We start from the raw sequence: 24,723 nt of genomic DNA, 5'->3' as shown, positions 1-24,723 counted from the left end.
TGAACCTTGTCCTACTGGAGTTGCTACTGCTACTGCTACTACTCTAAGAGTTGCTCCTGTATCTGCATCTGTATCGTTAGAAGTAAGTGTTGCGTTTGTAAATGATAAATCTACATTCTCACTTGTTGTACCTGTATCAGCTACTGCTATTGGAGTATCATTTGTTCCAGTTACTGTTATCTTAAGAGTTAATGTGTCCGTTAACCCAGCGTTATCAGTTACAGTTATAAGGATATCGATAATTTGAGTCTGCCCAACATTTAAAGAATTGTACGCTGCATGAGTAGCATCAAAGATATAACTCCCATCTGCATTGAATGTAAATCCATCCACTACAGCTGTAGTTGAAAATGTCTTAGTGTCTCCACTATCTTCGTCTATACTTACCACACTAGCATTTAATACAGCTATTTCAGCCCCTGTATTCGTTTGATCATCCGCTACTGGAGCGTCGTTGATGTCTGTAACACTTACGTTAAAAGTTCTCAGAGTGCTTGCACCTAGATTATCGCTTACATTTATATTTACATTATAGATATTGTCACCGTTAGCATCTACTTCTGATTCATAATTTCTTGGTTTTGTAAATGATAAATTCGAACCTGTAAGCGTAAAAAAAGAACTATCTTGAGTAGTATTTAGAGTATAGGTAAACGGTGTATTATTTTCAACATCTTGTGCACTTAATGCTACTATTGTACTTGTACTATTTTCAGTTACACTGTAATCTATAGGAGAGATAAAGCTTGGCGCGTCATTTACTGCGTTAATGGTTAAACTTACCGTTTCGCTTGAAGAGTTTACATCTCCATCAGAAATTTTATAAGTAAAGCTATCTGCTCCAAAGTAGTCTTTAGTTGGAATATATCTCACAAATCCATTTGATGTAAGATTTACTTCACCGTTACTTGGTTGTGTGAGAATTGTAATAGCGGTTCCATTTAGATCACCATCCACATCTGTATCGTTTACATGTAGATTCATTAAGAACACGTTATCTTCATCAAGAGTAAAGCTATCTGCTACTGTTATTGGTACATCATTTACACTACTTACGTTTATGCTTACAAATGCTAAGTTTGATATTAGAACACCTGTTCCTTGCGTACCTGTAGCTACCCCATTATCTTTTACTGTGTATTCAAATGAGTCTTGTCCATACCAGTTTGCGGTTGGAGTGTAAATGATTGTTCCATCGCCTTGTGCTACAGCCATTCCATGCTCTGGCGCATTTGAGATAGTTACTGTTGATGAATCAATCCCATTATCGTCACTATCATTTGCTAGAACATTAATAATTATTGGATTGTCTTCTGTTGTATTATTATCATTGTCATTATAAGCGATTGGAATATCGTTAACCTCTGCCATATTGATATAAATAGTTGCAGTATTAGAATCCACAGTTGCATCATTTGCTTTATAGGTAAAAGTATCAAACCCATAATAGTTTAGCGTTGGAGTATAATTAACAATTCCATCGGTAATAGTTAGAGTTCCATGTGATGGGCTTGTAACTATAGAGTAAGTAATGGTATCACCATTATCCACATCTGTGACATACTCAGTTAAAAAAACTGTTGAGTTAGTGTCTTCTTCAGAATTGAGTGTACTATTACTTGCTACTGGTGCATCATTTACTGCGTTTATCGTTATTGTCGCGTTTATTTCATTTGAAGTTAAACTTGTTGTATCAGATACTTTATATGTAAAGTAGTCACTTCCGTTGTAGTTTTCATTTGGTGTATAAGTTACCCAACCATTATTTGCACTTGCTATTTGTACGCTACCATGTAAAGGTTCTTGGGTAATAATAAGACTAGTTTTATTAATATTATTATCTCGGTCTGTATCATTACTAAGAATATCAAACGAAAGGGATGAATCCTCATTGATCGTTGTTAAAGTATCCGCTACCGCGATTGGAGTGTCTGCCGCGTTCGAAACACTAATGATAATAGTTGCCGTATCACTTGCTCCACCATCATCTTGTGCTTTTACGATTAAAGAGTATGTTGAAGTTGTATATGCGTTTAGTTCATTTGCAATAGTTATTTCACCTGTTATACTATTTATTGCAAAGTCTGTGTTTGTGTTTCCACTTAGTATGGAGTAAGTTATAACTTCTGCACTTCCAATAAGAGCTAAACTTGGGTTAACTCCATCCTCATCACTTGCACTTAGATTTCCTACACTTGAGAGTGTTGCATTGTTTTCTCCGATGACAAAGGCTACGTCATTTAAAACAGGTGCATCATTTACATCTGCTACTGTTATTTGGTAGTTTTGAGTATCTGTGAACTCTCCATCGCTTGCTGTTAGATTTACGTCGTATACTCCACTTACTGTTGGGGTTCCTTGGAGAGTACTTGTTGCACTTAGTTTCATTACTGTTGCTTTATTAGCATTTGCTCCATCCACATAAACAATATTAGGAGTGTTAGTACTATCTATGGCTATAGAAGTATAACCAACCTGACCTGCACTCAATCCAGCTAATCCTACAGTTACCCAAGAGCTTCCATCAAACTTCATTACTGTTGCTTTATTACTATTTACTCCATCCATATAAACAATATGAGGAGTGTTAGTACTATCTATGGTTATAGAAATATCACTAGCATGACCTGCACTCAATCCAGCTATTCCTACAGTTACCCAAGAGCTTCCATCAAACTTCATTACTGTTGCTTTATAGCTATTGGCTCCATCCGAATAAACCACATAAGGTGTGTTCGTACTATCTATGGCTATAGAAGTTTGAAAAATAGTACCTGCACTAAATCCAGCTATTCCTACAGTTACCCAAGAGCTTCCATCAAACTTCATTACTGTTGCTTTATTATTATTTCCTCCATCCATATAAGCAACATAAGGAGTATTATTTCTATCAATTGCCATGGAAGTAAAATAAACATCACCTGCACTAAATCCAGCTATTCCTACAGTTACCCAAGAGCTTCCATCAAACTTCATTACTGTTGCTTTATAATGACTTCTATAAACTACATAAGGAATGTTATTACTATCAATTGATAGAGAAGTATAAATACCTGCATTTAGTCCAGTAACTCCTACAGTTACCCAAGAACTTCCATCAAACTTCTTCACTGTTACTTTATCATTGTTCCCAACATCCGTATAAGCGACATATGGAGTGTTAGTATTATCTATTGCTATAGAGAGATATTTAGCCTCACCTGAACTAAAGCCATTCGCTCCTACAGTTACCCAAGAACTTCCATCAAATTTCTTAACTGTTGCTTTATAGCTATTTGCTCCATCTTGATAAAGTACATAAGGAATATTATTGCTATCAGTTGCTATAGAGGGATAGAGAGCTAGACCTGCACTAAATCCAGCTGTTCCAACTTCTGTAAACTCATCACCACCTATACTTAACCAAGAAGGTAAATTGGAGGCTGTTAAAGAGAGTAAGTCTCCATCCACATCAGATGTTGTAGCTGTATAACTATAAGCACTATTCTCAGTGACAGTTGTTCCACCATTGTTTGTAAAAGTAGGTGCTTCGTTTACATTTGTAACATTAACGGTAATAGTTTGCTCAATAGATGCACCTGTACCACTGTCACTTGCAGTTACCGTTACGCTATATGATGATTTGTTTTCATAATCAGGATTGCCTGAAAATGTTAAAACACCATTGCTATCAATAGCAAAACTTCCTGCATCTGTTCCACTTAAAGTATATGTAACTGTTCCAGTTGCTCCATCTAGTGTAACTGTAGTTACTGCAGTTTGATTTTCAGCACTATCTACCGTTGCTGTAGTTGTTCCACCATCACTCGTTATCTCTACAATAGAGTTAGTAACAGTTACGCTTATAGCTTGAGAATCTGTTAAAGTTGCTGTATCTGTAGTAGTTACTATAACTTCATAAATATTATTTCCGCCAATATCTGTAGGAGTCTCAAAATCTGGCGCTGAAATAAAGCTTAATGCACCACTGTTAGTATCTATAGAAAATTTAGCACTATCAGCTCCGCCACTGATGCTGTATGTTCTAGTACCTGTACCTGTTGATGTTACCGTAGTTACTGCTCTTATATTTTCAGCTATATTTATGCTAGCAGTTACACCACTACCATTACTGGTTATTATGGGTGCACTATTTTTTTGTACTATGATACTTCCATATACTGTTGTTGTAGCATTAGTTAGCTCTCTACCAGCACCTACACTACTAAACCTTACACTTACAGTACTATTTGTAGTCTCTATCCCCCCAATACCACTTATTTGATTCCTTACGCTTGGAGCTGCAAACAGAGTATTTACAAAAAATGCAGCTGCTATTATGAGTTTAATTGTTTTCATACTATTACTTTATACTTATGTTATTTGCTCTTAGAGCATCTTTTATAGCTTGTAATTCACTTCTCAAACTATCATTCTCTTTTTTCAACTCTTTAATAGCTTCAATAGTAACACCGACCATACTTGTATATGACACAGATTTGTATCCTGAGTTATCTTCTTTTACAAGTTGGGGAAATTCTTTTTCTACATCTTGAGCTATTACCCCTATCTGTTTTTCATCACCTCTGTTTGCTTCTTTTCTCCAGTTAAAATATACACCTCTAATAGTTGTAATTTTTTCAAGTGCGTTTGGAATAATAATAATATTTTCTTTTAATCTTTCGTCTGAGCTTTGCGTTAAGGTACCTGCTAATGTTGCATTTCCAGTGCTATATACGGAAAAAGCATCACTTCTTAGTGCATCATCAGTACCAGTACCATTGCCAACTACAAAATAAGCGTCCGTGTTTAGTTTTGTATTAAATGTTCCTACAGTTGTCATAAAATTATGATCTGCAATTGTGTAATTCCCCATTGCTATAGAAACACTTCCTGATGCATTTGCAGCTAATCCGATTGCTGTAGAATATTGTCCTGATGCAGTTGAAAGACGTCCCATTGCTGTAGAAGTATCTCCTGATGCTTTTGTATTTCTTCCCATTGCTGTAGAATAAATTGCTGATGCATTTGTATAATACCCCATTGCTGTAGAACTAGTTGCTGATGCTTCTGTGTGAACCCCCATTGCTGTAGAATAGGTTCCTGATGCATTTGTTTGATCCCCCATTGCTATAGAGTAGCTTCCTGATGCATTTGTAAGACGTCCCATTGCTGTAGAAGAGTGTCCTGATGCATTTGTATCATACCCCATTGCTGTAGAATAGTTTTCTAATGCAGTTGTTTGATACCCCATTGCTGTAGCATAGAATCCTGATGCATTTGTAAGACGTCCCATTGCTGTAGAATATTGTCCTGATGCATTTGAATCAAACCCCATCGCTGTAGAATAGCTTCCTACTGCAGTTGTTTGATATCCCATTGCTGTAGAAAAGACTCCTGATGCAGTTGTATTCTTCCCCATTGCATTAGCATTTAATCCTGTTGCTGATGTATTGAATTGACTAAGACCATTTTTAGCATAAGCGACTGATTTAAACTCTTGAATACCTAAGTTGGTATAACTTGTGCCATTGCTTAAGTCTATCTCTGTTTGTAAATTATAATTATCACTCCATGAGATATCTGCAAATGCTGTACTAGTTGGCGTTCCACTTCCTATGTCATGTGAAAAATACCCTTGTGCAGATGTACTTACCCCAGATACTGTTTCTTCATAAATTACTGTTGTGTTATCATCTTTTAATATTGTAAACTTTAATGATACATTATTGTTTATGTAAGGTACCCCAGTATCAAACGCAACACCCTGATACCCAATAAAATCCGAATTTGCTTGTGCGGTTGTTAGTGCAAATAGTGTTGCTAAACTTAGTGTAGTTAGTTTTAGTCTGTTTTTTATGTTCATCTTAGTTTCCTACTTTTATATTATTTGCTTTTAATGCATCTTCTATAGTTTGTAGTCTCTTATTTAAACTATCATTGTTTTTTCTCAAACTATCATTCTCTTTTTTCAACTCTTTAATAGCTTCAATGGTAACACCTACCATACTTGTATATGACACAGATTTGTATCCTGAATTATCTTCTTTTACAAGTTGGGGAAATTCTTTTTCTACATCTTGAGCTATTACACCTATCTGTTTTTTATCACCTCTGTTTGCTTCTTCTCTCCAGTTAAAATACACACCTCTTATAGTTGTAAGCTTTTGGAGTGCGTTTGGAATAATAATAATATTTTCTTTTAATCTTTCATCTGAGCTTTGCGTTAAGGTACCTGCTAATGTTGCATCTCCAGTGCTATATACGGAAAAAGCATCACTTCTTAGTGCATCAGAAGTACCTTTGCCAACTACAAAATAAGCGTTCGTATTGAGTTTTGTATTAAATGTTCCTACAGCCGTCATAGGACTATTATCTGCAATTGTGCCATACCCCATTGCAGTTGAGGAAATTGCTGAAGCTGTTGTGCTACTTCCCATTGCTACAGAATTAGCTCCCCCTGCAGTTGTACTATTTCCCATTGCTGTAGAACTATTTCCCGATGCTGTTGTGTTACTTCCCATTGCTGTAGAATAATTTTCTGATGCAGTTGTGCCAGTTCCCATTGCTGTAGAACTACTTCCTGATGCTGTTGTACTATTTCCCATTGCTGTAGAACTATTTCCTGATGCAGTTGTAAAACTTCCCATTGCTGTAGAATATTGTCCAGATGCAGTTGAAAGATATCCCATTGCGGTAGAATTAGTTCCATTTGCTGTTGTGCTTCTTCCCATTGCTGTAGAATAGGGTGCTGCTGCTTTTGTACTATCTCCCATTGCTGTAGAATACTCTCCTGATGCAGCTGAAATACGTCCCATTGCTGTAGAATAGACTCTTGATGCAGTTGTTTGATACCCCATTGCTGTAGAATAGCTTGTTGATGCATTTGTCTCATACCCCATTGCTGTAGAATAATCTCCTGATGCAGTTGTACCTAATCCCATTGCTGTAGAATAACGCCCTTGAGCTTTTGTATTACGTCCCATTACTGTAGAATGGTCTCCTGATGCATTTGTATCAAAACCCATTGCTATAGAATAGGCTCCTACTGCAGATGCTTGATAACCCATCGCTATAGAAAGAGTTGAGGATGCAGTTGTGCCATACCCGATTGCTGTAGAATAGGGTCCTGATGCAGTTGTTTGATACCCCATTGCATTAGCATTCAATCCTGTTGCTGATGTATTGGATTGACTAAGACCATTTTTAGCATAAGCGACTGATTTAAATTCTTGAATACCTAAGTTGGTATAGCTTGTGCCATTAGCTAAGTCTATCTCTGTTTTTAAATTATAATTATCACTCCATGAGATATCTGCAAATGCTGTACTAGTTGGCGTTCCACTTCCAATGTCATGTGAAAAATACCCTTGTGCAGATGTACTTACCCCAGATACTGTTTCTTCATAAATTATCGTTGTATTATCATCTTCTAATATTGTAAACTTTAATGATACATTATTGTTTATGTAAGGTACCCCAGTGTCAAACGCAACACCCTGATACCCAATATAATCCGAATTTGCTTGTGCGGTTGTTAGGGAGAATAGCGCGACTAGACCTAGTATAATTTTTTTTGTAAGATGCATTTTCTATCCTTGTATTATCATCATTTAAATATTTTATTGATGAACTATAAGATAAAATTATCGTATTTCTGACGGAAAGAATTATGATACTATTCTATATTAATAGAGAGAGAGTGTCAAATTGAATAAAAAACAATACAATTTTTTAATAGTAGAAGATGAAGTTATAAGTACGCAGTATCTTACTAGAATACTCATGAAACTGGGATACAACAACGTGCATGAAGCTACAGACTTATATGAAGCATTAGACGTTGCACTCAATAACACCATAGACTTGGTATTTATGGATATAAATATAAACGGCAATGTTGATGGCATCACTTTAGCGAAAATACTAAATGAAAAACAGTTTCTTCCTATTATATTTACCACTGCCTTTGGAGACTCTAACACTATTTTAGAATCTAATTACACAAATATTTTTGGCTTTTTAATTAAACCTTTTAATAAAAATGACATAGAAGCTACTCTCAGCGTAGCGCTAAAAAGAATCCAAGAGAGAAACAAGTATATATCCGAGGACAAACTGGAATCTACTTTTCTTAACATAGGACATAATCAAATATTTGATATGTCTAGCAAAACATTTTTACAAAATGGACAAGCTCTTAGCCTAACAAAAAAAGAGATTGATTTTTTATATATATTGTGTAAAAACATCAACTCGAACGCCTCTTATGAAACTATAAAACAGTCTGTGTGGAAAGATTTGGATGTATCAACCTCCACCATCAGAGACACTGTTTCTAGGTTAAGAAAAAAAATACCAAATCTTGATATTGAAAATATTTCCGGTATTGGCTATATTTTAAAAAAAGCGTAATAAATATGACAAAATACCTTTTGACTCTTATCATGTTCGTATCGACTCTTTTTTCAGATTCCAGTATTGTGGTTAATGATGATGATTATCTTTATGACAAGTTCACGATTTCATACGATAAAGACTTCTCATCGTCTTTAAGTATAGAAGAGATAGCGAAACAAACTTTTTCAAAAACAAGTACCAACAACTTTACTCTAGGTTATACAGAAGAAGATGCTTGGTTTAAATTTAGTATTCATAACAAAAGTAAAGATGAGAGTTTTATACTATCCTTAAATGAAAACTATTATGATGTGGCAAACCTTTACTACTTTGATGAAAGGTGGATAAAAAAAGAAAACGGAGTTTTTACGCCAATTGAACAAAGAGATGTTAAAAGCAATAAGTTAGCTTTTGAGCTAAAAATACTACCCAATCAAAAACGGACTTTTTATCTAAAAATAAATTCTAAAAATACCTACTTTGGAAAGCTTACGCTAGAAAAAAAGAACTTTTACTATTATAACCATGAGATAAGTATGAATACTCTTTTCATATACATATTTGGAATATTAACTATCATTATAACTTTTAATCTTTTTTTATACATCTCGCTTAGAGAAAATATATATATTTATTACGTTGGCTATAGTTTTTTTTACCTTATCTATCTCATAAATCTAAGTGGTCTTTTAGCATATGTAGGTTTGCAACAGTATATCTACGACTTAAGTTTTGCAGTTGCATTCGTGATGGGTTTTTTAGTACTCTTTTCTATAGAATATCTTGAAGTAAAAACTTACCTCTCTAAATATTACAAAATATTAAAACTGCTATCCGTTCCTTTTTTTATCTTAGGAGTTCTTGTTGTTTTTTCGTATCAGCCATGGAATAAAATAATGAATAATTTAGCAGGTCTTATCAACATAGTACTTATTATTGTTTCGATAATTATATATATAAAAGGTCATCACAAAGCAAAATACTATATCTTTGCACTAACACTTTATTTTACATCGATTATTATTTTTACGCTTACTATAAAAGGAAATTTAGAGTATTCGTATTTCACAAGGTATGGGTTTGTAGTAGCATCAATGTTTGAGATGATAATATTTTCACTCATGCTAGCCAACAGATACAATGAGATGAAAAATGAAACAATATCATCACAAATAGCTCTCATAGAACTAAAAGATAATCATCAAAAATATTTGGAAAAAGAGGTTCATGACAGAACAGATACTATCGAAAAATTGCTAGGTGAAAAAGAGCTTCTGATTAAAGAACTTTATCATAGGGTAAAAAATAACTTTCACATGATTATTGGTCTATTGTGGATAGAAGAAGATAATGCCAAAGAGAAGGTTTTAAAAGATTCATATCTAAAAATGATTTCAAGAATAAACTCTATGTCAACTGTTCATAAGTACCTCTATGAAAGTGACACCTTTGCCGAAATAGATTCCAAAAAGTATATGAGTGAGATTATATATGAAATAAAAAATATTTATTCAAATAAAACAATTAGTATAAATGAAAATGTAGAGTCTTTCCTTATTGATATTGATTCAGCTACTCAACTCAGTATGATAATAAACGAGCTTTTAAACAACTCTATAAAACATCACAAAAAAGATGAAGTGTGCGTCATAGACATTATACTTACTCAAAAGGGGAATCTTGTAAGATTTAGTCTAGAGGACAATGGGTTGGGTTTTGATGATAAGAAAAAAAGCAATGGACTAGGCTTAAAACTTGTAAAACAATTTAGTAAAAAACTATCGCAGGCCGACTATGGTTTTAGTTTTAACGATGGAACGAAGTTTGAATTGTCGTTTTTTGCTAATTTAGCGAAATGAGTGTAGAAAACTCACTCTCCAAGAGAGGTCGTAATTGTATGTGATGCTACTCTTTATGGGAAAGAAAAGATAAGCTTGACGCTTTACCCCGATACATTAAAAGTGTCGTTTATTCATCAAAAAAAAGACAATTGAATGAAGTAAGGATAAAATATAAGTAACTTCACCACCTACATAGCTATATTGTTCATTTATATTCAAAAATAGATGAAAACTATATATATCATTATCAAAATATTGAAAAAGAAATGGACTTATCATCATAATAAAAGAGCAAAGAACAAGAACATGTTTTGTCAGACTAAATCCTCTATAAATATAGATAAAAATAGCTAAACTCAGAAAATAAATTGTATAGTGTTCAAGTAAAAACAGTTTAAGTAAAAAGTAATGAGCGAAAACAATGAATACATACATTTAAGATAAAAGCTTTGTGATCTCCACGATAAATGTTGTTTCGCCATTACAAGATTCCACTCGTATTACGCCACCAAACTGCTTTTCAACTATCATTTGACTCATATACAAGCCAAGTCCAGTTCCATTTTTACCCTTCGTGCTAAAATATGGCTCAAATACTTGCGCTATATTTTCACTACTAATTCCACCTGCATTATCTTTTACATAGATACGAACAGTCTCTTCATCTTCCTCTGCATATACATATAATTTTGCATTTACTTTTTCAAATTCTATAAAAGCATCAAGAGAGTTGTTGATAAGATTAAGAATCACTTGAACCATCTCATTGTCATACGTTTGGATAAAGATGTCATTTTCTTTATCATTGATGATTTGAATATCTATCTCTTTCATTCTTGGTTTTACAAAGTTTATAGCACGTTCAAGTAAGGTATTTACTTCTTCTCTCTCCTTTTCTTTTTGTGGTCTAAAGTATGTTTGAAAATCATCAATAGTATCTGAAAGGTACACAATAGTATCACTAATATCACGAAGTGTTTTGTCACTCTCTGCAACAGGAACATTTTCACCAAGAAGTCTTTTAAAATGTAAATTAGAAATTTGTAAAGTTATGGTTGATAAGGGCTGTCTCCACTGATGAGCAATCATACTTATCATTTCACCCATAACAGCTTGTTTAGACTGCACAGTTAAAAGTTCATCTTTTGCAATAAGTTCTTTGATTTTTTCTTTTACTTTCATCTCAAGTGATTCATTAAGATCTTGTAGTTCTACTGTTTTTTGTTCTACTTTTACCTCTAGCTCCGTGTTAAAATTTTGCAACTCATACTGTTGCTTTAAAATAATTCCCCGAGCTTCATCCATTTCTTTTTTATAAAAATACATAATCAGACTAACGATAAGAAGAACAAAAGACAAATATGTAACTTGAAACAAGCTGTATTGTGTTTCTATAAATGGCTGGATTGGTAAAATATATAATACTACAATCATAAAAGCAATCCAATAAAATCCACTTCTAGTATTTTGAAAATAAAGTAGAATAATAGGATAAGTAAAAAGCCATATATGTTTTAAATCATTTGGTTCATATATATAAACCAATGCTAAAAAAAGAAAAGAAAATTGTGTAGTTATTATTGAAGATATTACCTGAGAGGTATTTCTATTTTTTCTTAAAATAAAAAATAAAATAATATTGACAGATATTAAAAGTATCTCAACTGGGATTATTTCATATTTTTCTCTAATAATATTAGCCATCATTCCAAAAAATAAAGCAAGAGTTGATAAAATAATTGCAATATTAAGCATCTGAAATTTATTTTTAGACACATCGTCCGTATCTAAAAACTTATGTCCACTTCTTAGCATTTTTTGTAACATTACTCACACCTCATGGCAAATAAACTTTATCAATTAACTCATTATACTCTAACTCTGCATCACTATCTAAAGTGATGCCTCCACCACTTTTATATATAAGTCCATCTTTTGTATTTTCTATAAAGCGTATCATAACGCCACTGTCAAAACTAGTCCCATCGTAAACACCAAATATTCCTGTGAAATATCCTCTTTCATATTCTTCTACTTCATCAATAATATTTAATGTAGATTTTTTAGGCGTACCGCTTATGCTACCTGCAGGTAAGAGAGACTCTAAAATATCTCCTAAATTTTCATGCCAAAGATTACCAACTTCACCACTAATATGTGAACTTACTTGTAGTAATTTCTTATCCCCTGCCTCGATTTCTGTAATGTATCTAAACTTTTCTACCTTCACATTCTTTGCTTTTATAGATAAATCATTCCTCAATAAATCAACAACCATAACATGTTCTGCCATCTCTTTTTTATCTTGGAGTATCTTCTGGTGAGCATTCGCTAAAGAAGCATCAATAGTCCCTTTCATAGGAAAAGTATGTATCATATTATCTTTTATTTTAATAAACTGTTCTGGAGAAAAACATACAAATTCATCTTTGTATCGAAGTTTATACTTCGCGTTTGCATTTGTATATATCTCTTTAAGGCTAAGGTCTATCTCTACTTTTGTAGGCAAAGTGAGATTGAGAAGATATGTGTCTCCATTTTTAATTTTTTCTATAATTTTTTTAAATTTTTTTGTATAAATTGAGAAATTGATTGGTGTCTTTTTGAGGCTATAATTGTGAGTGGTATTCGCATAATTTTCTTCTATTTGGAACTCTATATCATTAAGTTGATCAAGAGGAATAACCTTTAATTTTTGCGCTTTAAAATCACTTATAAAAAGAAAAGGTTTTCTTTTTTTACCAAGAGCATTTATATCACTAAATGTCATTAATCAATTTTTTCAGCACTGCCATACGAATAGAAACGCCATTTGAGACTTGCTCCAAAACTTTACATCTAGAATCAGCTAAAAGTTCATCACTTATATCAATATTTCGGTGAACTGGACCTGGGTGAAGTAAAACTATATCTCTATCCCCAATAATCTCACTTGTGATACAAAAATCACTTGCATAATCTTTAAGCGATGCATAGCTTTGAGAAGAGTGTCTCTCTGTTTGCGTACGTAAACTCATAATGGCATCTACATCATCTACAATCTCTTCTAAAAAATGTGTCGTTCGTAACTGTGTTTTTGGAAGAAAGTGAGGTGGTGCTACTAAAATCACTTCCATCCCAAAACGCGTTAAAAGTTCTATATTTGAATTTGCTACACGTGAGTTTTTAATATCACCTACGATCGCTATTTTTTTACCCTCTAAGTCTTTAAAGTGCTCTTTTAATGTAAACAAATCAAGTAGTGCTTGGGTTGGATGTGCGTGTGCCCCATCTCCAGCATTAATGATTGAAGCTTTTGTATGTTTAGAAAGGATTTTAGGTACACCAGAATTTTTATGTCGCACTATTATTGCATGAGGTCCCATCGCATCAAGATTCATAGCCGTGTCTACTAAGGTTTCACCTTTTTTTGTAGAGCTTTGTGCAACATCTAGGTGAACTATCTCAGCCCCTAAACGTTTTGCAGCAATCTCAAAAGAACTTTTTGTACGTGTAGAATTTTCAAAAAAAAGTGTGATTATAAGTTTATCTTGAAGGATTCTATCAAAGTGACCATCTGAGAATTTTTTAGCATCTGCTAAAATTTCATTTATCTCTTCAATTGTAAAATCATCTGTACGAGTTAAATGCTGCATTGGGGTCCTTATAAATTATTTATTGATTATACAAGACATCACAGATAGTGTCAATATTTTCATCTACTTTTAATACATCAAAACCAATTTCACTAAAATAAGGAGCTGATATTTTTTCAAAACTCTCATCCCCTGCCCTACAATTAAACGCTATAGCATGTGGTATTTTTTTATCTAGTAAAGCTTTTGAACTTAAAAGCGTGTCATTTATACATCCAAGAGAACAATGCGTTACTAAAAGTGCAGTAGCTTGAAAATAGCTTATTAAATCTATCATCATAGTACGTCTATCAATAGGGACGTAAAGACCACCTGCACCTTCAATAATCACAATATCACAAGACTCTTCTAACTTCTGTAGTGCTCTGTCTATTTTTTGGTAATCGATATCTTGATTGTTTGAAGCGATGAAAGGAGCTGCTGGTAATGAGTAAGAGATAGGAACAATACCTTCAACACTGAGATTATTGAGTTGGCTATTGCACTCTTTTACACATTCTAAAAGTTCTTCACCATCGGGGAAAACTCCATCAATTACACCAGTTTCTATAGGTTTAAGAACACCTACTTTTAGACCACGAGATGCGAATTCTTTTAAAAGTAATTTAGTTGTATATGTTTTTCCAATATCTGTATTGGTTGCGGTTACGAAGATTCTTTTTTTCATAGGGGAATTATAGCAAGTAAATGCAGACTTGTATTAAATACAAGCTACATAGAGTCGCCGAGGTGAAGAGCTGTTTCAGAATCCCATCTAGCAACATGTAAAACCATCCAATGCTTAAATTCGCCTTCTAGAAATTCTTGTACTGGGATTGGATCTTTATTTATAACCCAACCCTCTTTAATTTTCTTTACTTTGCCTCTCATAGTGTCATGTTCAGCTTTATGTATCCCAGCGGCATAAAATCCGCTCTCTTCCATCATCTCTTCTTCTGTAGAAAAATGATCTTCCACATCAAACTCAAGTACTGTAAAAAGTTCATCAATTTTTTTTATATCTTTTGCTACAACAGCGTCATGAAAACTATTTACAATCTCTATTTCTTCATCATGTAACATATTCATAACATCATTTGACACTTGTTGTACATCTTTTTTTTCTAATAGCATATATATCCTTGAGTAGGTAATTTATAGTGAAATTCTACCTAAAAATGCGAAAATAATACTTAAATATTTGTCCTAATTCCAAATACTATCTTATTATAGAGTATTAGGGTTTTCTAATGTAACTTCTCGAACAAATTCACTCGTATCTTTGTTCAATCTTGCCAGTATTTCTACTGGTGTTTTTGGATTTTTTGCAACAGCTGCTCGAACATTTTCATCTTCATCTTTACTCAATGTATCCAAGATTTCATTTGAGATATTTGGATTTACTGAAGCAGAAACTCTTACAAACTCATCTCTGTCTTTACTTAGTTTTTCTAGTAAATCAAGTGGAGTATTTGGATTCCCTGCTACCCACGATATAATATCTCTATCTTCACTTAGTGCAATTAAAGTCTCAACTGATGTGTTAAGATGTTCTGCAACAAATTCTCTTACTAACTTGCTTTCATCTTTACTCAATGTATCTAATGCTTTAGCTGGTGTATTTACATGGGCAGCAACTCTTACTCTCACAAATGAATTTTCATCTTTACTTAATTTATCTAAAATCTCTGAAGATAGGTTTGTATCTTTTAGTAACTCTAATGTTTCTGGGTTTATCATGTGTATTACCTTTAAATGGTTTTTAATTTATTTTTCTCATTAATTTATTTTGCGAATTGTAGCTTTTAATGTCTTAAATATTTAAAAATCTCAGAGCCATGCACGAAGATTTAAGTGAATTTACAATAAAATGTCATACTAAATGCTAAGAGGGAAAATAAATTTATGGATACAGATGTTAGTATAAACTTCAATGTAACACCCTTACAAAAAGAAGCTATAGTTTCAAGAATGTTAGAAAATGGGTTCGATGAACTCTCTGCATATTTAAAAGTAGTATCACTCAAAGCCCAAAAATTTAATGCAACCTCTGCTGATAGATCTACATATAATGCATCTATAGAACTTGGGTTTAAAATAACTGAGTTACAACAAACAACATTAGAAAAAAATCTCAAAGAAAGCTCTTGTGAAGATTTGAGTACATACTTAAAACATGTTGCACTGTATGGAGTAATCATGGCCGTGGTAGAAGTACGTTCTACTGGAAACCTTGATGCGATGCTAGAGCGTATTGCAAAATCAAAGGGAAAAGACTAAAGCCTATGCCTATCACAATTAAACCTTATCTTGACATCCAATTCGATCAACCTAAAGTTTACCTCGTTACTATTTTGAGTAGTGATTATGTTTCATGGGAATTTTGTATGAAAATACTTATATATACATTTCATATGACTCCAGAAAGAGCCAAAACCCTTACCAATGAAATCTTGACTAATGGTGAAGCACTTTGTGGTGTATATATACTTGAAATAGCAGAAACAAAAGCAGTCACTGTTGAAGAACAAGCTAAAAAAGAGGGTTTTACTTTATGCTGTTTAGTTGAAGAAGTGTAATTCTTCTAAGTATTACTGCTTTCTTTTACGTATTTAGCCATATCCGCATCCATCGTTTCAATATGGTGAATCGACCATCCTATTAAATTTCCCTCAATATAAGCAAGTATTGCATTTGACTCTCCACGTTCACTAAAGTATTTTACTAAAGAATTAAGTTCATGAAGATGTCTGTCATGTTCCGCTTTATGTACTTCTAAATCAGGGAAGTCAGCTTTAATCATCAGTTCATTTTCATTGGCAAAATGTATCTCTGTATGTGCTAACAACTCTTTTATTGTTGCTAATACTTCTTCTACTTTGTTACTGCGAGCTGCTGATTCGAGTTTATTTATTATGAGCATCTCTTCTAAATGTGTGTCGTTCATGCTTGGTATTGATACCATTGGTAATTGGTCTTGTGTAATCAAAATATTGTCTCCCCTATTAATTTCATTTTTGAGGATAATACACTAAATTTCCTTGTCCATCATTTGCTTTAAAATTACTCTTTAAACTTTATATATATTAAAATTTCTCAGTAAGTATAAACTTTTTATAGCTATAATATTTTTTATAAACCTTATTACGTGGAGAAAAAATGTTAATTCAAGAACAAGATATACAACAAGTGGCAAATGCTATGATGAATATGCTGCATGAAGATGAAATACAGCTCATCAATAATTTTCATGATGCACTCAAAGATAAAGATATAGAAAAAGTCGATGAACTTTTTCCAGTACTTTTACTTGAAATAGAAACTCACTTTCAAACAGAAGAGTCTATGATGGAGCAAAGTGCTTATGCTGATATGCAAATGCATAAAAGTGATCATGATATCATGAGAAAAAAGCTTGCTAAGTTTCATAAACGTTGGGAAGTACTCAAAGGACCAAAAGAACTACTTGGATTTTTAGAAGGTGATTTTAAAAAGTGGTATATACAACATGTTTCAAAATGGGATGCACAAACTGCACCTCACGTTGGTTAATTGAGTAAAATAAGAAGGGTACTTATTCTGCCCTTTTTATTTAGCTAGAATTTGAACTAACTCATCTTCATAAATAATTTCTTTCTCAAGAAGTAATTTAGATAAACTCTCTATAATCTTCCAATTCTCATTTACTAGATCTCTCGTTCTCTTCTCGCCTTCAAGCATCCATTTCTCAAGTGCAGTATCTATTTTTAGATGATAATGTTTTGTATCTCGGTTACTAATAGAATTCCCTTTAGCATCCATTACCCCATTGATGTTTATGTATCCGACATCTTTATCCATTCCATGATGTGCTATTGCTGCATAGGCATCACGTGTTGCTTGTTGTAAGTCATTTGAAGCACCCGTATCCATACCTTCAACATCACCAAAGAGTTTTATTTGAGTTGTTCTTCCTGCTAAAGATACACAGATTTTATCTTTAAAGTCCTTCACCGTCATATTGTCTTGAACATCTTTATAATTATGTGAAACAAAACGTTCATTATTATCTTTTGGAGTTAAACTAACATATTCAATGTGAACATGAGGCATTAAGATTTTAGAAACAACTGCTCGTCCAGCTTCATAAATAGCTGTCTCTTCAAACATCTGCTCAGGAGATAGATAAGACTGTTGTTCACCGTATTTAATCCCATTAATCTGCTCAATTAAAATATCTTGCGTAATTGCACTCAGAGCATGACGTAAACAATAAAAGGAAGCTTCTTTACCAACGAGTTCAAGCTGTGCTCCTGATAATCCAGCAGTATACATAAGTAATTTATTCAGATCAAATTTACCACTTGTAGGTTTCGTCTCTATAATCTGATTGAGGAAATATCTTCTTGCATCTTTATCAAGATTGTTTATCTCTATATGAATTTCTATTCTTCCTGGTCTAATTATTGCCGCGTCAATATTTTCTTTATAGTTTGTGGCAGCAATTACAAAAACACTTCCACCCTTATTTTCAGAAAACCCATCCATTTCAGAAAGAAGTTTATTAATAGGGACTTCTCTACCTTCTTCACCACCACGTTTGCCAAGAGTATCTATCTCATCGATAAAAACGATTGACGGTGCGTATTCTTTTGCTTTAGCAAAAATCTTCTTTGTTTTTTCAGGCTCTAGTAATTCTAATCCAGTTACTGATATAAAAGGTAATTCAGCTTCTTTTGCAAATGCTTTAGCCAACATAGTTTTACCAGTTCCGGGAGGTCCATAAAGTAGCATACCTTTTGGTGGTAAAATTTTAAAAGTTTTCAAAAGTTTTGGTGATTTAAAAAAGTTGATAACCTCATTAAGTCTCTGCTTTGCTTTATGATGACCAGCAATATCATCAAAAGAAACATTAGGTATATCAAATACAAGTCCATCTTCACTAAAATCTTTGATTCTTGTTATTTGTTTAAATTTACAGTCATTTATCTTGTACGTTATGACACCATTTTTATCTGTAATCTTATCATCAATCTCTAGCGTTACATTTTTTCTAAAAAGCTCTTTTACAAGCATGTCATCTTCTATGAGAGGATCAACCATATCATCTAAAAATGTCACACAAGCTTTAGATAAAGATACTTTAATCTCACTAAAGTTTTGAGTTGTCTTCCCTGATTCCATCATGTATTCTGTAATGCGGTTAAAGAAAGTTGTACTTACCTTATCTTTGACACGTCTCGCATCAAGTTCTGGTGCAAAATTAAGTATTTGCATTTTTAAGAAATTTTGAAAATTCTTTGCTTCTTCAAACTTAATCTGATACTTCCTATCAAATCCCTCTTTATACGTCAAAAACACTTTTTTAGCAATACTTTCATAGGCTTCATAGTTGAGCTTGTTAAAGAGACAAATGTGAGCTTGTGAAAATCTAGAAACTAATTCAGGAATTATCGCTTGCTGATAACCACCACTTCTGCTATCTCTTTTTTGCTCTCGTCTAATAGCTTCAAGAATCATTGACTCAGCTTGAATATAGTCTTGCTTCACCAATTCTTTAAATCGAGAGTTAAGATACAGTTCTTTTCCTAAACTTGTAGTGATAATAAATATAGCTTCAGTGAAATCTACCATGTACGTAGCATTTTCATCTGAGTAAATGATATCAGGATCTTCACTACATGGTTCATCTGTTACTTTATCCCAACCACATCCATCACGCATCTTACCGCCTTGGAAGATTGAGAGAAGATTACTTTGAATAATTGTGTCACATTTCTCGAACGCATCGAGCACAATGATAGCTTTAGGATTTCTATGAACAAAGCCTGTTAACTGGCCTACTCCATATCCTTTCCAACCATTAGGATACCCATACAGTTCACCACCATTTTGCTGATGGTACTGTGTCATATCAAATGTCATGATTTTATATTTTGGTATATTTTCACTCATAAGTTCGGAAAGATACGTCTTACCTGTAGCTGGGGAGCCTAAAAAAAGATAGGTTCCCTTAGGTGCTTTTTTATTTTCAGCAATATCATTTTTCATGCTATCTACAACAGTATTTATAGCCTCTTTTTGTCCAAAGAGTTCTTGTGAAAGTGCTACTTTTAATGTCTTTGCAAAGATAATATTATCTTGAGTTTCAATATCTAATGAATCCTCATCTTCAGGATTTTCTAATTTTTTATATTTTTGAACTTGTTCTTTAACTAATTTTTCTGTTTCTGTCATATTTGTACTCTTTGATTATTATTTCATTATATACGTGTATAGTACTTGTTTTTTGTTGAGTTTAAGCATAAAATAAAGGGAAGCATTTTGATCTTTAACAGCTCTTAAAAAAAGTTTGATTAATGCCTAAAATAGGTCTTTCTCAATGGTGTGAATAAGGAGACTTATTTCCTCTTGTACGTATCCCTCTATCTAGGGTATTATCCGCTCTTTAGACTGACGAACAAGGCTCTAACAATTTATTTAGTCACTATAAATACTATTCTAAATCCAATTATTATTGTATACTAATATATTTCACATCAAAATTTAAATAGATAGCTTCACTCAATCCATTAAAAGGTAGTACACATGACTAAATTCAAAAATCTCTTCCTAAGTATAGCCCTTCTCCTCTCTTTTAGTTTCCCAACAAACACATTTGCAGCAACAGTACAAGAAAAGATTGCAGGACTCTATATAGCTTTTTTTAACAGAGCCGCAGACCAAGGTGGACTAACTTACTGGGAAGGTCAAGCTACAGCTTTAGGTGAAGAGAATGCCGTTAAGACTTTAGCAGAAGGTTTTGCAGGTCATACTAAATTTACTTCCCTGTATGCTGCTATGAGTGAACAAGAGTATGTAGAAGCTATATATATAAATACTCTAGGACAAGCTGGAGATAGTGATGGTATTAACTATTGGAGAGGTTTAATAGAGGATGGGATGAGTAGATCAGATATGGTTGCTTCATTTGTATCTCTATCTTTAGATTTCGATAGAACAGATGCACAATATGCTTCACTCACAGAGGCTGTTTTAGATGCAGCACAACAAAGAAGAGACCTTTTAACAAATAAAGTAGCTGTATCATTGGAGTTTGTGAGTACCCTTGGTTTAGAAACTAACTTAGACCCAGCTGTAAATGCATCAGATCCAGATGCTCTTGATGCTGACAGTACTTATCAAGCGTCTGTAAATATTATCTCAGGTGTAACTTATGAAGTCGCTACACGGGAGACTGCTAGAAATTTAATATATGCTATTTCAGCATATCCTGCAACAGCGATGCAAGTCATAAATGCTATAAAAGAACAATATAATTCTATTACTGATGATACTGAAATTGTTGGTAATATACAGTTAGTTTTAAATAATAAAGTACCTGTAGCGAATGCAGGTTCTGACCAAAATATATATGAAACATCAGTCGTTACACTTGATGGTAGTTTAAGTAGTGATGCAGATAGCAATACCTTAACTTATAGTTGGAGTATCACATCCAAACCATCAGAAAGCAATGCTACCTTATCAAATAGCTCAGTAGTAAACCCTACATTAAATGTGGATATCAATGGAACATATTTACTCAGTGTATTTGTAAATGATGGGACAGTTAATAGTGCAATTGATACGGTCACAATTACTCTAAACTTATCTACAGAGAATCCTCATGTTGTTTTAGAAACGACTCAAGGCAATATTGAAATAGCGCTATTTCCTAATGAAGCACCCTTGGCAGTAGAAAACTTCATTACACATATAAATAATGGCTATTATGATGGCATAGCTTTTCACAGAATTATTAAAGATTTTATGATTCAAGGTGGTGATCCTACTGAAAGTGGTTTTGGTGGGGAGAGTATTTGGGGAGAGCCTTTTAAAGATGAGTTTAAAGATCAAGTGTTTGACAAACCGGGATTATTAGCCATGGCAAATTCAGGTCCGGGAGATTTAGGTCCGGAAGATTCATATCTGGGAACTAATGGAAGTCAATTTTTTATAACAAGTATTCCAACATCTTGGTTAACCGGGAATCATACAATATTTGGTGAAATAACAACTGACTCATTTGAGACATTAGAAAAACTAAATACTACGAGTACAGACGATAACGACAAGCCGATAGAGCGTCAAGAAATCATAAAAGCATATCTTATAGGTACCTATGAGATACCTAATCCAACACCGGTAGCCCATGCAGGGACTGATCAAGAAGTAGAAATAGGGACAACGGTAACATTAGATGGTTCAAATAGTTCAGCAGGTGTAAGTTCGCTTACATACTCTTGGACACTGGTAACTAAACCAGATACTAGTAATGCAACGCTTAGCAGTACAAGTGACATTAGGCCTGTGTTCACGGCTGATGTAATTGGTACATATACATTCAATCTCATAGTATATGATAGTGGAGTTGTTAGTACGCAAGATAGTGTAACAGTAAATGTGACTATGGCTGCATTTCAAAGTGGAGATACTTGGAATGATTTAGTTTACGAAACAGTTATTTCTCCATATACAGGCAAAATATGGCTAGACAGAAACTTGGGTGCTAGTCGAGTATGTACAGCACTTGATGATACAGCTTGTTACGGCGACTACTACCAATGGGGAAGAAATGCAGATGGACATGAAAAATCGACAAGTGAAAATAGTGTAACACGAGCTACTGGTACTACAGATTTAACAAGTGACTTTTTTATTAACAATTCAGACTGGACAACAGCGGATAACACGGGCCTCTTAAGAATTGCAAACTGGAGTGCGACGGATGGTTCATCAGTTTGTCCAGTAGGATACAGAGTAGCAAATATAACAGAATTAGTAAATGAAATAACATCTGCAAATGCCCCGGTAAATGACAATATAAAGGCTTTTGAGAACTTTCTAAAATTGCCTTCTGCTGGCTATCGTAGCTACTTGGATGGAAGCCTGAATCTTCAAGGTTCCTACGGTATCCAGTGGTCATTGACTTTCTTTGGCTCTGACTCGATTTACTTAATGTTCTTATCAGACCGTGCCGAAGCGATCGCAGCAAACAACCATGCGAATGGCTTTTCCGTTCGCTGCATCAAGGATTAGAAGATAGTAGAGATAGTCAATTTAATTATTTAATAAGAGGAGTCGTAAATCTATAAAACACTGCTTATTCATAAAAATGACACCTTTTGCCTTATGTATCAAAATAACCATATTTGATTGGGCATGTAGCATTTCATGCCTAAAGTTATTCTCTTTTATTACTTTAAGTTCTAAGAGTTTCCTTTTAGTAATATCTTCACTCAAAGAAGCATATTCTATAATGTTGTTTTCATCATCAAAAATAGGAAATATAACACTCCGTAGCCAATAAGAATCCTTCTTTTTTGTCCATATCGGGATGATGGATTTTATTGTGTGAAAAACCTACAAGTTCGGCTTCTGAATAACCACTTAGTTTACAAAAGTTCTTATTTGCATGTATGATGATACCTTCAGTATTAGCTCTGGAAGTAATTTGCATTTTATTAAAAAAGTTTAGAACAGACCTTATTCCGTCCACTTGCTTTGGCCTTATAAAGAGCTTCATCGGCTCTATTAATCGAGGATTCAATATTGTCATTAGATTTATTATGAAATTGGGACACTCCTACACTTACTGTGAATTGTAGTTTTTTCTCATCCTGTAAATTAATTACAATTTCTTCTATATTTTTTCTTATTTTTTCAGCAATTATGAGAGAGCCCTTAGTATTAGTATTTGGTAAAAGTATTAAAAATTCTTCACCACCCCATCTACTAACGATATCACTTTTTCTACCAATATCTTGTAGTTTTGAAGATAATTCAATAATAACATCATCCCCAACTTGATGGCCATAAGTATCATTTATATTTTTAAATTTATCAATATCAATCATAATAATTGCTGTATCAGTTTTGTTTCTTTTAGCTAAATCTAAAATAGACTTTGACATATCCATAAAATACCTTCTATTAAAAAGTTTTGTCATTGGATCTATTGAGGCTAAAAGTTTTAACTCTTCTTGAGCTTTTTCTAGTTTTTCTGTTTGTTGCACAAGCTTGACTTGTGTTGTTATAAAATGACCTTGGGCCTCTTTTTGAGTACTAATATCTAAAGCTATAGATACTAAGATATCTTGCCATTTTTTAGTTTCGTAGGCTTATTTTGAACCTGATACCATTTATTTTTTTTTTCATTAAAAAATTCAAATTCAAATGGCTCAGATGTATTATCTTTTAATCCACACCATGAGCATTTTGAATCTTGACCATAAATAGATTTGTAACATTTTTCGGATGTCACATCAAGCATGAAATCATTCATTGAGTTATTTGTATAAATTATTTCCGAAGACTCTATATCTATGATAGCAAGAGCAAAGCTAGATGTTTCATTACATATAAAGTTGTTTATTTCTAATTCACTTAAATCAATCATCTAGTAAGTATTCCTCATTATTTTTAATACTTCCATATATATTATTAATCGCTTCATTAAGATTGTTTTCGTTTATTGGTTTTAAAATATACCCTTTTGCTCCAGCTTGAAGAGACTTCATAATAACTTCTTCTTGCCCATGAGATGTAGCTACAATGATATTTACATCCGTATTAAACTCTCTAATTTTTGATATAGCTGTTATCCCATCCATGTCAGGCATAGTAATATCCATAGTTATTAAATCAGGTTTTAATGTGCTACACATTTCTACAGCAATAGTACCATTTTGCGCTTCACCAATAACCTTATGACCTAAGTCCTCAATATAAGACTTGATGTTATTTCTCATAAGTACAGAATCATCTACAATTAAAATATTTAACATAACTTACTCCTCCTCATTATCTAAGAGCTCATCCATAGTTGTATTTTCTAGTTCACTAAAAATCTTCCCAATAGCTTCTCT

The 24,723-nt window shown here is 33.3% G+C and carries 21 protein-coding genes; 6 read left to right on the top strand and 15 right to left on the bottom strand.

The window, feature by feature from the left end; translation table 11 throughout:
- The 3 genes from ACI9TV_RS11445 to ACI9TV_RS11435 all read right to left on the bottom strand — a co-directional run.
- Positions 1-4,338: beta strand repeat-containing protein (locus tag ACI9TV_RS11445; RefSeq protein WP_415250936.1), on the bottom strand; the 4,338-nt coding region annotated here is incomplete at its 3' end.
- A gap of 4 nt (positions 4,339-4,342) precedes the next feature.
- Positions 4,343-5,845 carry a tail fiber domain-containing protein gene (locus ACI9TV_RS11440; protein WP_415250935.1) on the bottom strand — a complete coding sequence of 501 codons (1,503 nt, stop codon included), beginning with the start codon at positions 5,843-5,845 and terminating at the stop codon, positions 4,343-4,345.
- A 1-nt stretch (position 5,846) separates the two neighbouring features.
- The gene (locus tag ACI9TV_RS11435; RefSeq protein ID WP_415250934.1) at positions 5,847-7,568 is read right to left on the bottom strand and encodes a tail fiber domain-containing protein; all 1,722 of its coding nucleotides are present in this window, start codon (positions 7,566-7,568) and stop codon (positions 5,847-5,849) included.
- Between the two features lie 121 nt (positions 7,569-7,689).
- Here ACI9TV_RS11435 and ACI9TV_RS11430 point away from each other — a divergent pair, with 121 nt between their 5' ends.
- Together ACI9TV_RS11430 and ACI9TV_RS11425 are read left to right on the top strand one after the other, a co-directional pair.
- Positions 7,690-8,394: a response regulator gene (locus tag ACI9TV_RS11430; protein ID WP_415250933.1), complete on the top strand. Its 705-nt coding sequence runs from the start codon at positions 7,690-7,692 to the stop codon at positions 8,392-8,394.
- A gap of 5 nt (positions 8,395-8,399) precedes the next feature.
- Positions 8,400-10,238 (top strand): 7TM diverse intracellular signaling domain-containing protein, encoded by a 1,839-nt coding sequence (locus ACI9TV_RS11425; protein WP_415250932.1) that lies wholly within the window; start codon positions 8,400-8,402, stop codon positions 10,236-10,238.
- 417 nt (positions 10,239-10,655) lie between these two features.
- Here ACI9TV_RS11425 and ACI9TV_RS11420 read toward each other — a convergent pair whose 3' ends face one another.
- From ACI9TV_RS11420 to ACI9TV_RS11395, 6 genes are all read right to left on the bottom strand, one after another.
- Positions 10,656-12,047 carry a sensor histidine kinase gene (locus tag ACI9TV_RS11420; protein ID WP_415250931.1) on the bottom strand — a complete coding sequence of 464 codons (1,392 nt, stop codon included), beginning with the start codon at positions 12,045-12,047 and terminating at the stop codon, positions 10,656-10,658.
- Between the two features lie 10 nt (positions 12,048-12,057).
- Positions 12,058-12,990, bottom strand: a complete 933-nt coding sequence (locus ACI9TV_RS11415) for an aminodeoxychorismate synthase component I (protein ID WP_415250930.1) — start codon at positions 12,988-12,990, stop codon at positions 12,058-12,060.
- A complete protein-coding gene (locus tag ACI9TV_RS11410; protein WP_415250929.1) occupies positions 12,980-13,855 on the bottom strand; it encodes an aspartate carbamoyltransferase catalytic subunit in 876 nt (291 codons plus the stop codon). Before ACI9TV_RS11410 ends, ACI9TV_RS11415 begins: the two co-directional genes overlap by 11 nt.
- 19 nt (positions 13,856-13,874) lie before the next feature.
- Positions 13,875-14,522 carry a dethiobiotin synthase gene (bioD, locus tag ACI9TV_RS11405; RefSeq protein ID WP_415250928.1) on the bottom strand — a complete coding sequence of 216 codons (648 nt, stop codon included), beginning with the start codon at positions 14,520-14,522 and terminating at the stop codon, positions 13,875-13,877.
- A gap of 44 nt (positions 14,523-14,566) precedes the next feature.
- A complete protein-coding gene (locus ACI9TV_RS11400) occupies positions 14,567-14,968 on the bottom strand; it encodes a hemerythrin domain-containing protein (protein WP_415250927.1) in 402 nt (133 codons plus the stop codon).
- Between the two features lie 93 nt (positions 14,969-15,061).
- Positions 15,062-15,574, bottom strand: a complete 513-nt coding sequence (locus ACI9TV_RS11395) for a hypothetical protein (RefSeq protein WP_415250926.1) — start codon at positions 15,572-15,574, stop codon at positions 15,062-15,064.
- Between the two features lie 165 nt (positions 15,575-15,739).
- Between ACI9TV_RS11395 and ACI9TV_RS11390 the strand changes: the two genes are divergently transcribed.
- Complete coding sequence (locus tag ACI9TV_RS11390) at positions 15,740-16,114, top strand: hypothetical protein (RefSeq protein WP_415250925.1); 375 nt, start codon at positions 15,740-15,742, stop codon at positions 16,112-16,114.
- A gap of 5 nt (positions 16,115-16,119) precedes the next feature.
- Complete coding sequence (locus tag ACI9TV_RS11385) at positions 16,120-16,413, top strand: ATP-dependent Clp protease adaptor ClpS (protein ID WP_415250924.1); 294 nt, start codon at positions 16,120-16,122, stop codon at positions 16,411-16,413.
- 5 nt (positions 16,414-16,418) lie between these two features.
- On the opposite strand, the gene ACI9TV_RS11380 is transcribed toward ACI9TV_RS11385, so the two are convergent.
- Entirely contained in the window at positions 16,419-16,823 is a 405-nt protein-coding gene (locus ACI9TV_RS11380; protein WP_415250923.1) for a bacteriohemerythrin, read from the bottom strand.
- 170 nt (positions 16,824-16,993) lie between these two features.
- On the opposite strand from ACI9TV_RS11380, the gene ACI9TV_RS11375 reads away from it, so the two are divergent.
- Entirely contained in the window at positions 16,994-17,386 is a 393-nt protein-coding gene (locus ACI9TV_RS11375; protein WP_415250922.1) for a bacteriohemerythrin, read from the top strand.
- A gap of 36 nt (positions 17,387-17,422) precedes the next feature.
- Here ACI9TV_RS11375 and ACI9TV_RS11370 read toward each other — a convergent pair whose 3' ends face one another.
- Positions 17,423-20,050: an AAA family ATPase gene (locus ACI9TV_RS11370; RefSeq protein WP_415250921.1), complete on the bottom strand. Its 2,628-nt coding sequence runs from the start codon at positions 20,048-20,050 to the stop codon at positions 17,423-17,425.
- 351 nt (positions 20,051-20,401) lie between these two features.
- Here ACI9TV_RS11370 and ACI9TV_RS11365 point away from each other — a divergent pair, with 351 nt between their 5' ends.
- Positions 20,402-22,894, top strand: a complete 2,493-nt coding sequence (locus ACI9TV_RS11365) for a peptidylprolyl isomerase (RefSeq protein ID WP_415250920.1) — start codon at positions 20,402-20,404, stop codon at positions 22,892-22,894.
- 235 nt (positions 22,895-23,129) lie between these two features.
- On the opposite strand, the gene ACI9TV_RS11360 is transcribed toward ACI9TV_RS11365, so the two are convergent.
- The 4 genes from ACI9TV_RS11360 to ACI9TV_RS11345 all read right to left on the bottom strand — a co-directional run bounded on the left by ACI9TV_RS11360 (position 23,130) and on the right by ACI9TV_RS11345 (position 24,642).
- Positions 23,130-23,315, bottom strand: coding sequence for a PAS domain S-box protein (locus ACI9TV_RS11360; protein ID WP_415250919.1), 186 nt, complete (start codon positions 23,313-23,315; stop codon positions 23,130-23,132).
- A 4-nt stretch (positions 23,316-23,319) separates the two neighbouring features.
- The gene (locus ACI9TV_RS11355; protein WP_415250918.1) at positions 23,320-23,871 is read right to left on the bottom strand and encodes a GGDEF domain-containing protein; all 552 of its coding nucleotides are present in this window, start codon (positions 23,869-23,871) and stop codon (positions 23,320-23,322) included.
- Positions 23,872-23,942: 71 nt separating this feature from the next.
- Positions 23,943-24,254: a hypothetical protein gene (locus ACI9TV_RS11350; protein ID WP_415250917.1), complete on the bottom strand. Its 312-nt coding sequence runs from the start codon at positions 24,252-24,254 to the stop codon at positions 23,943-23,945.
- Entirely contained in the window at positions 24,247-24,642 is a 396-nt protein-coding gene (locus ACI9TV_RS11345) for a response regulator (RefSeq protein ID WP_415250916.1), read from the bottom strand. Before ACI9TV_RS11345 ends, ACI9TV_RS11350 begins: the two co-directional genes overlap by 8 nt.
- Between the last annotated feature and the right edge of the window lie 81 nt (positions 24,643-24,723).

Source organism: Sulfurimonas sp., assembly GCF_047622445.1.
Classification (GTDB): Bacteria; Campylobacterota; Campylobacteria; order Campylobacterales; family Sulfurimonadaceae; genus Sulfurimonas.
This window is presented reverse-complemented; position numbering and strand designations above follow the sequence as displayed.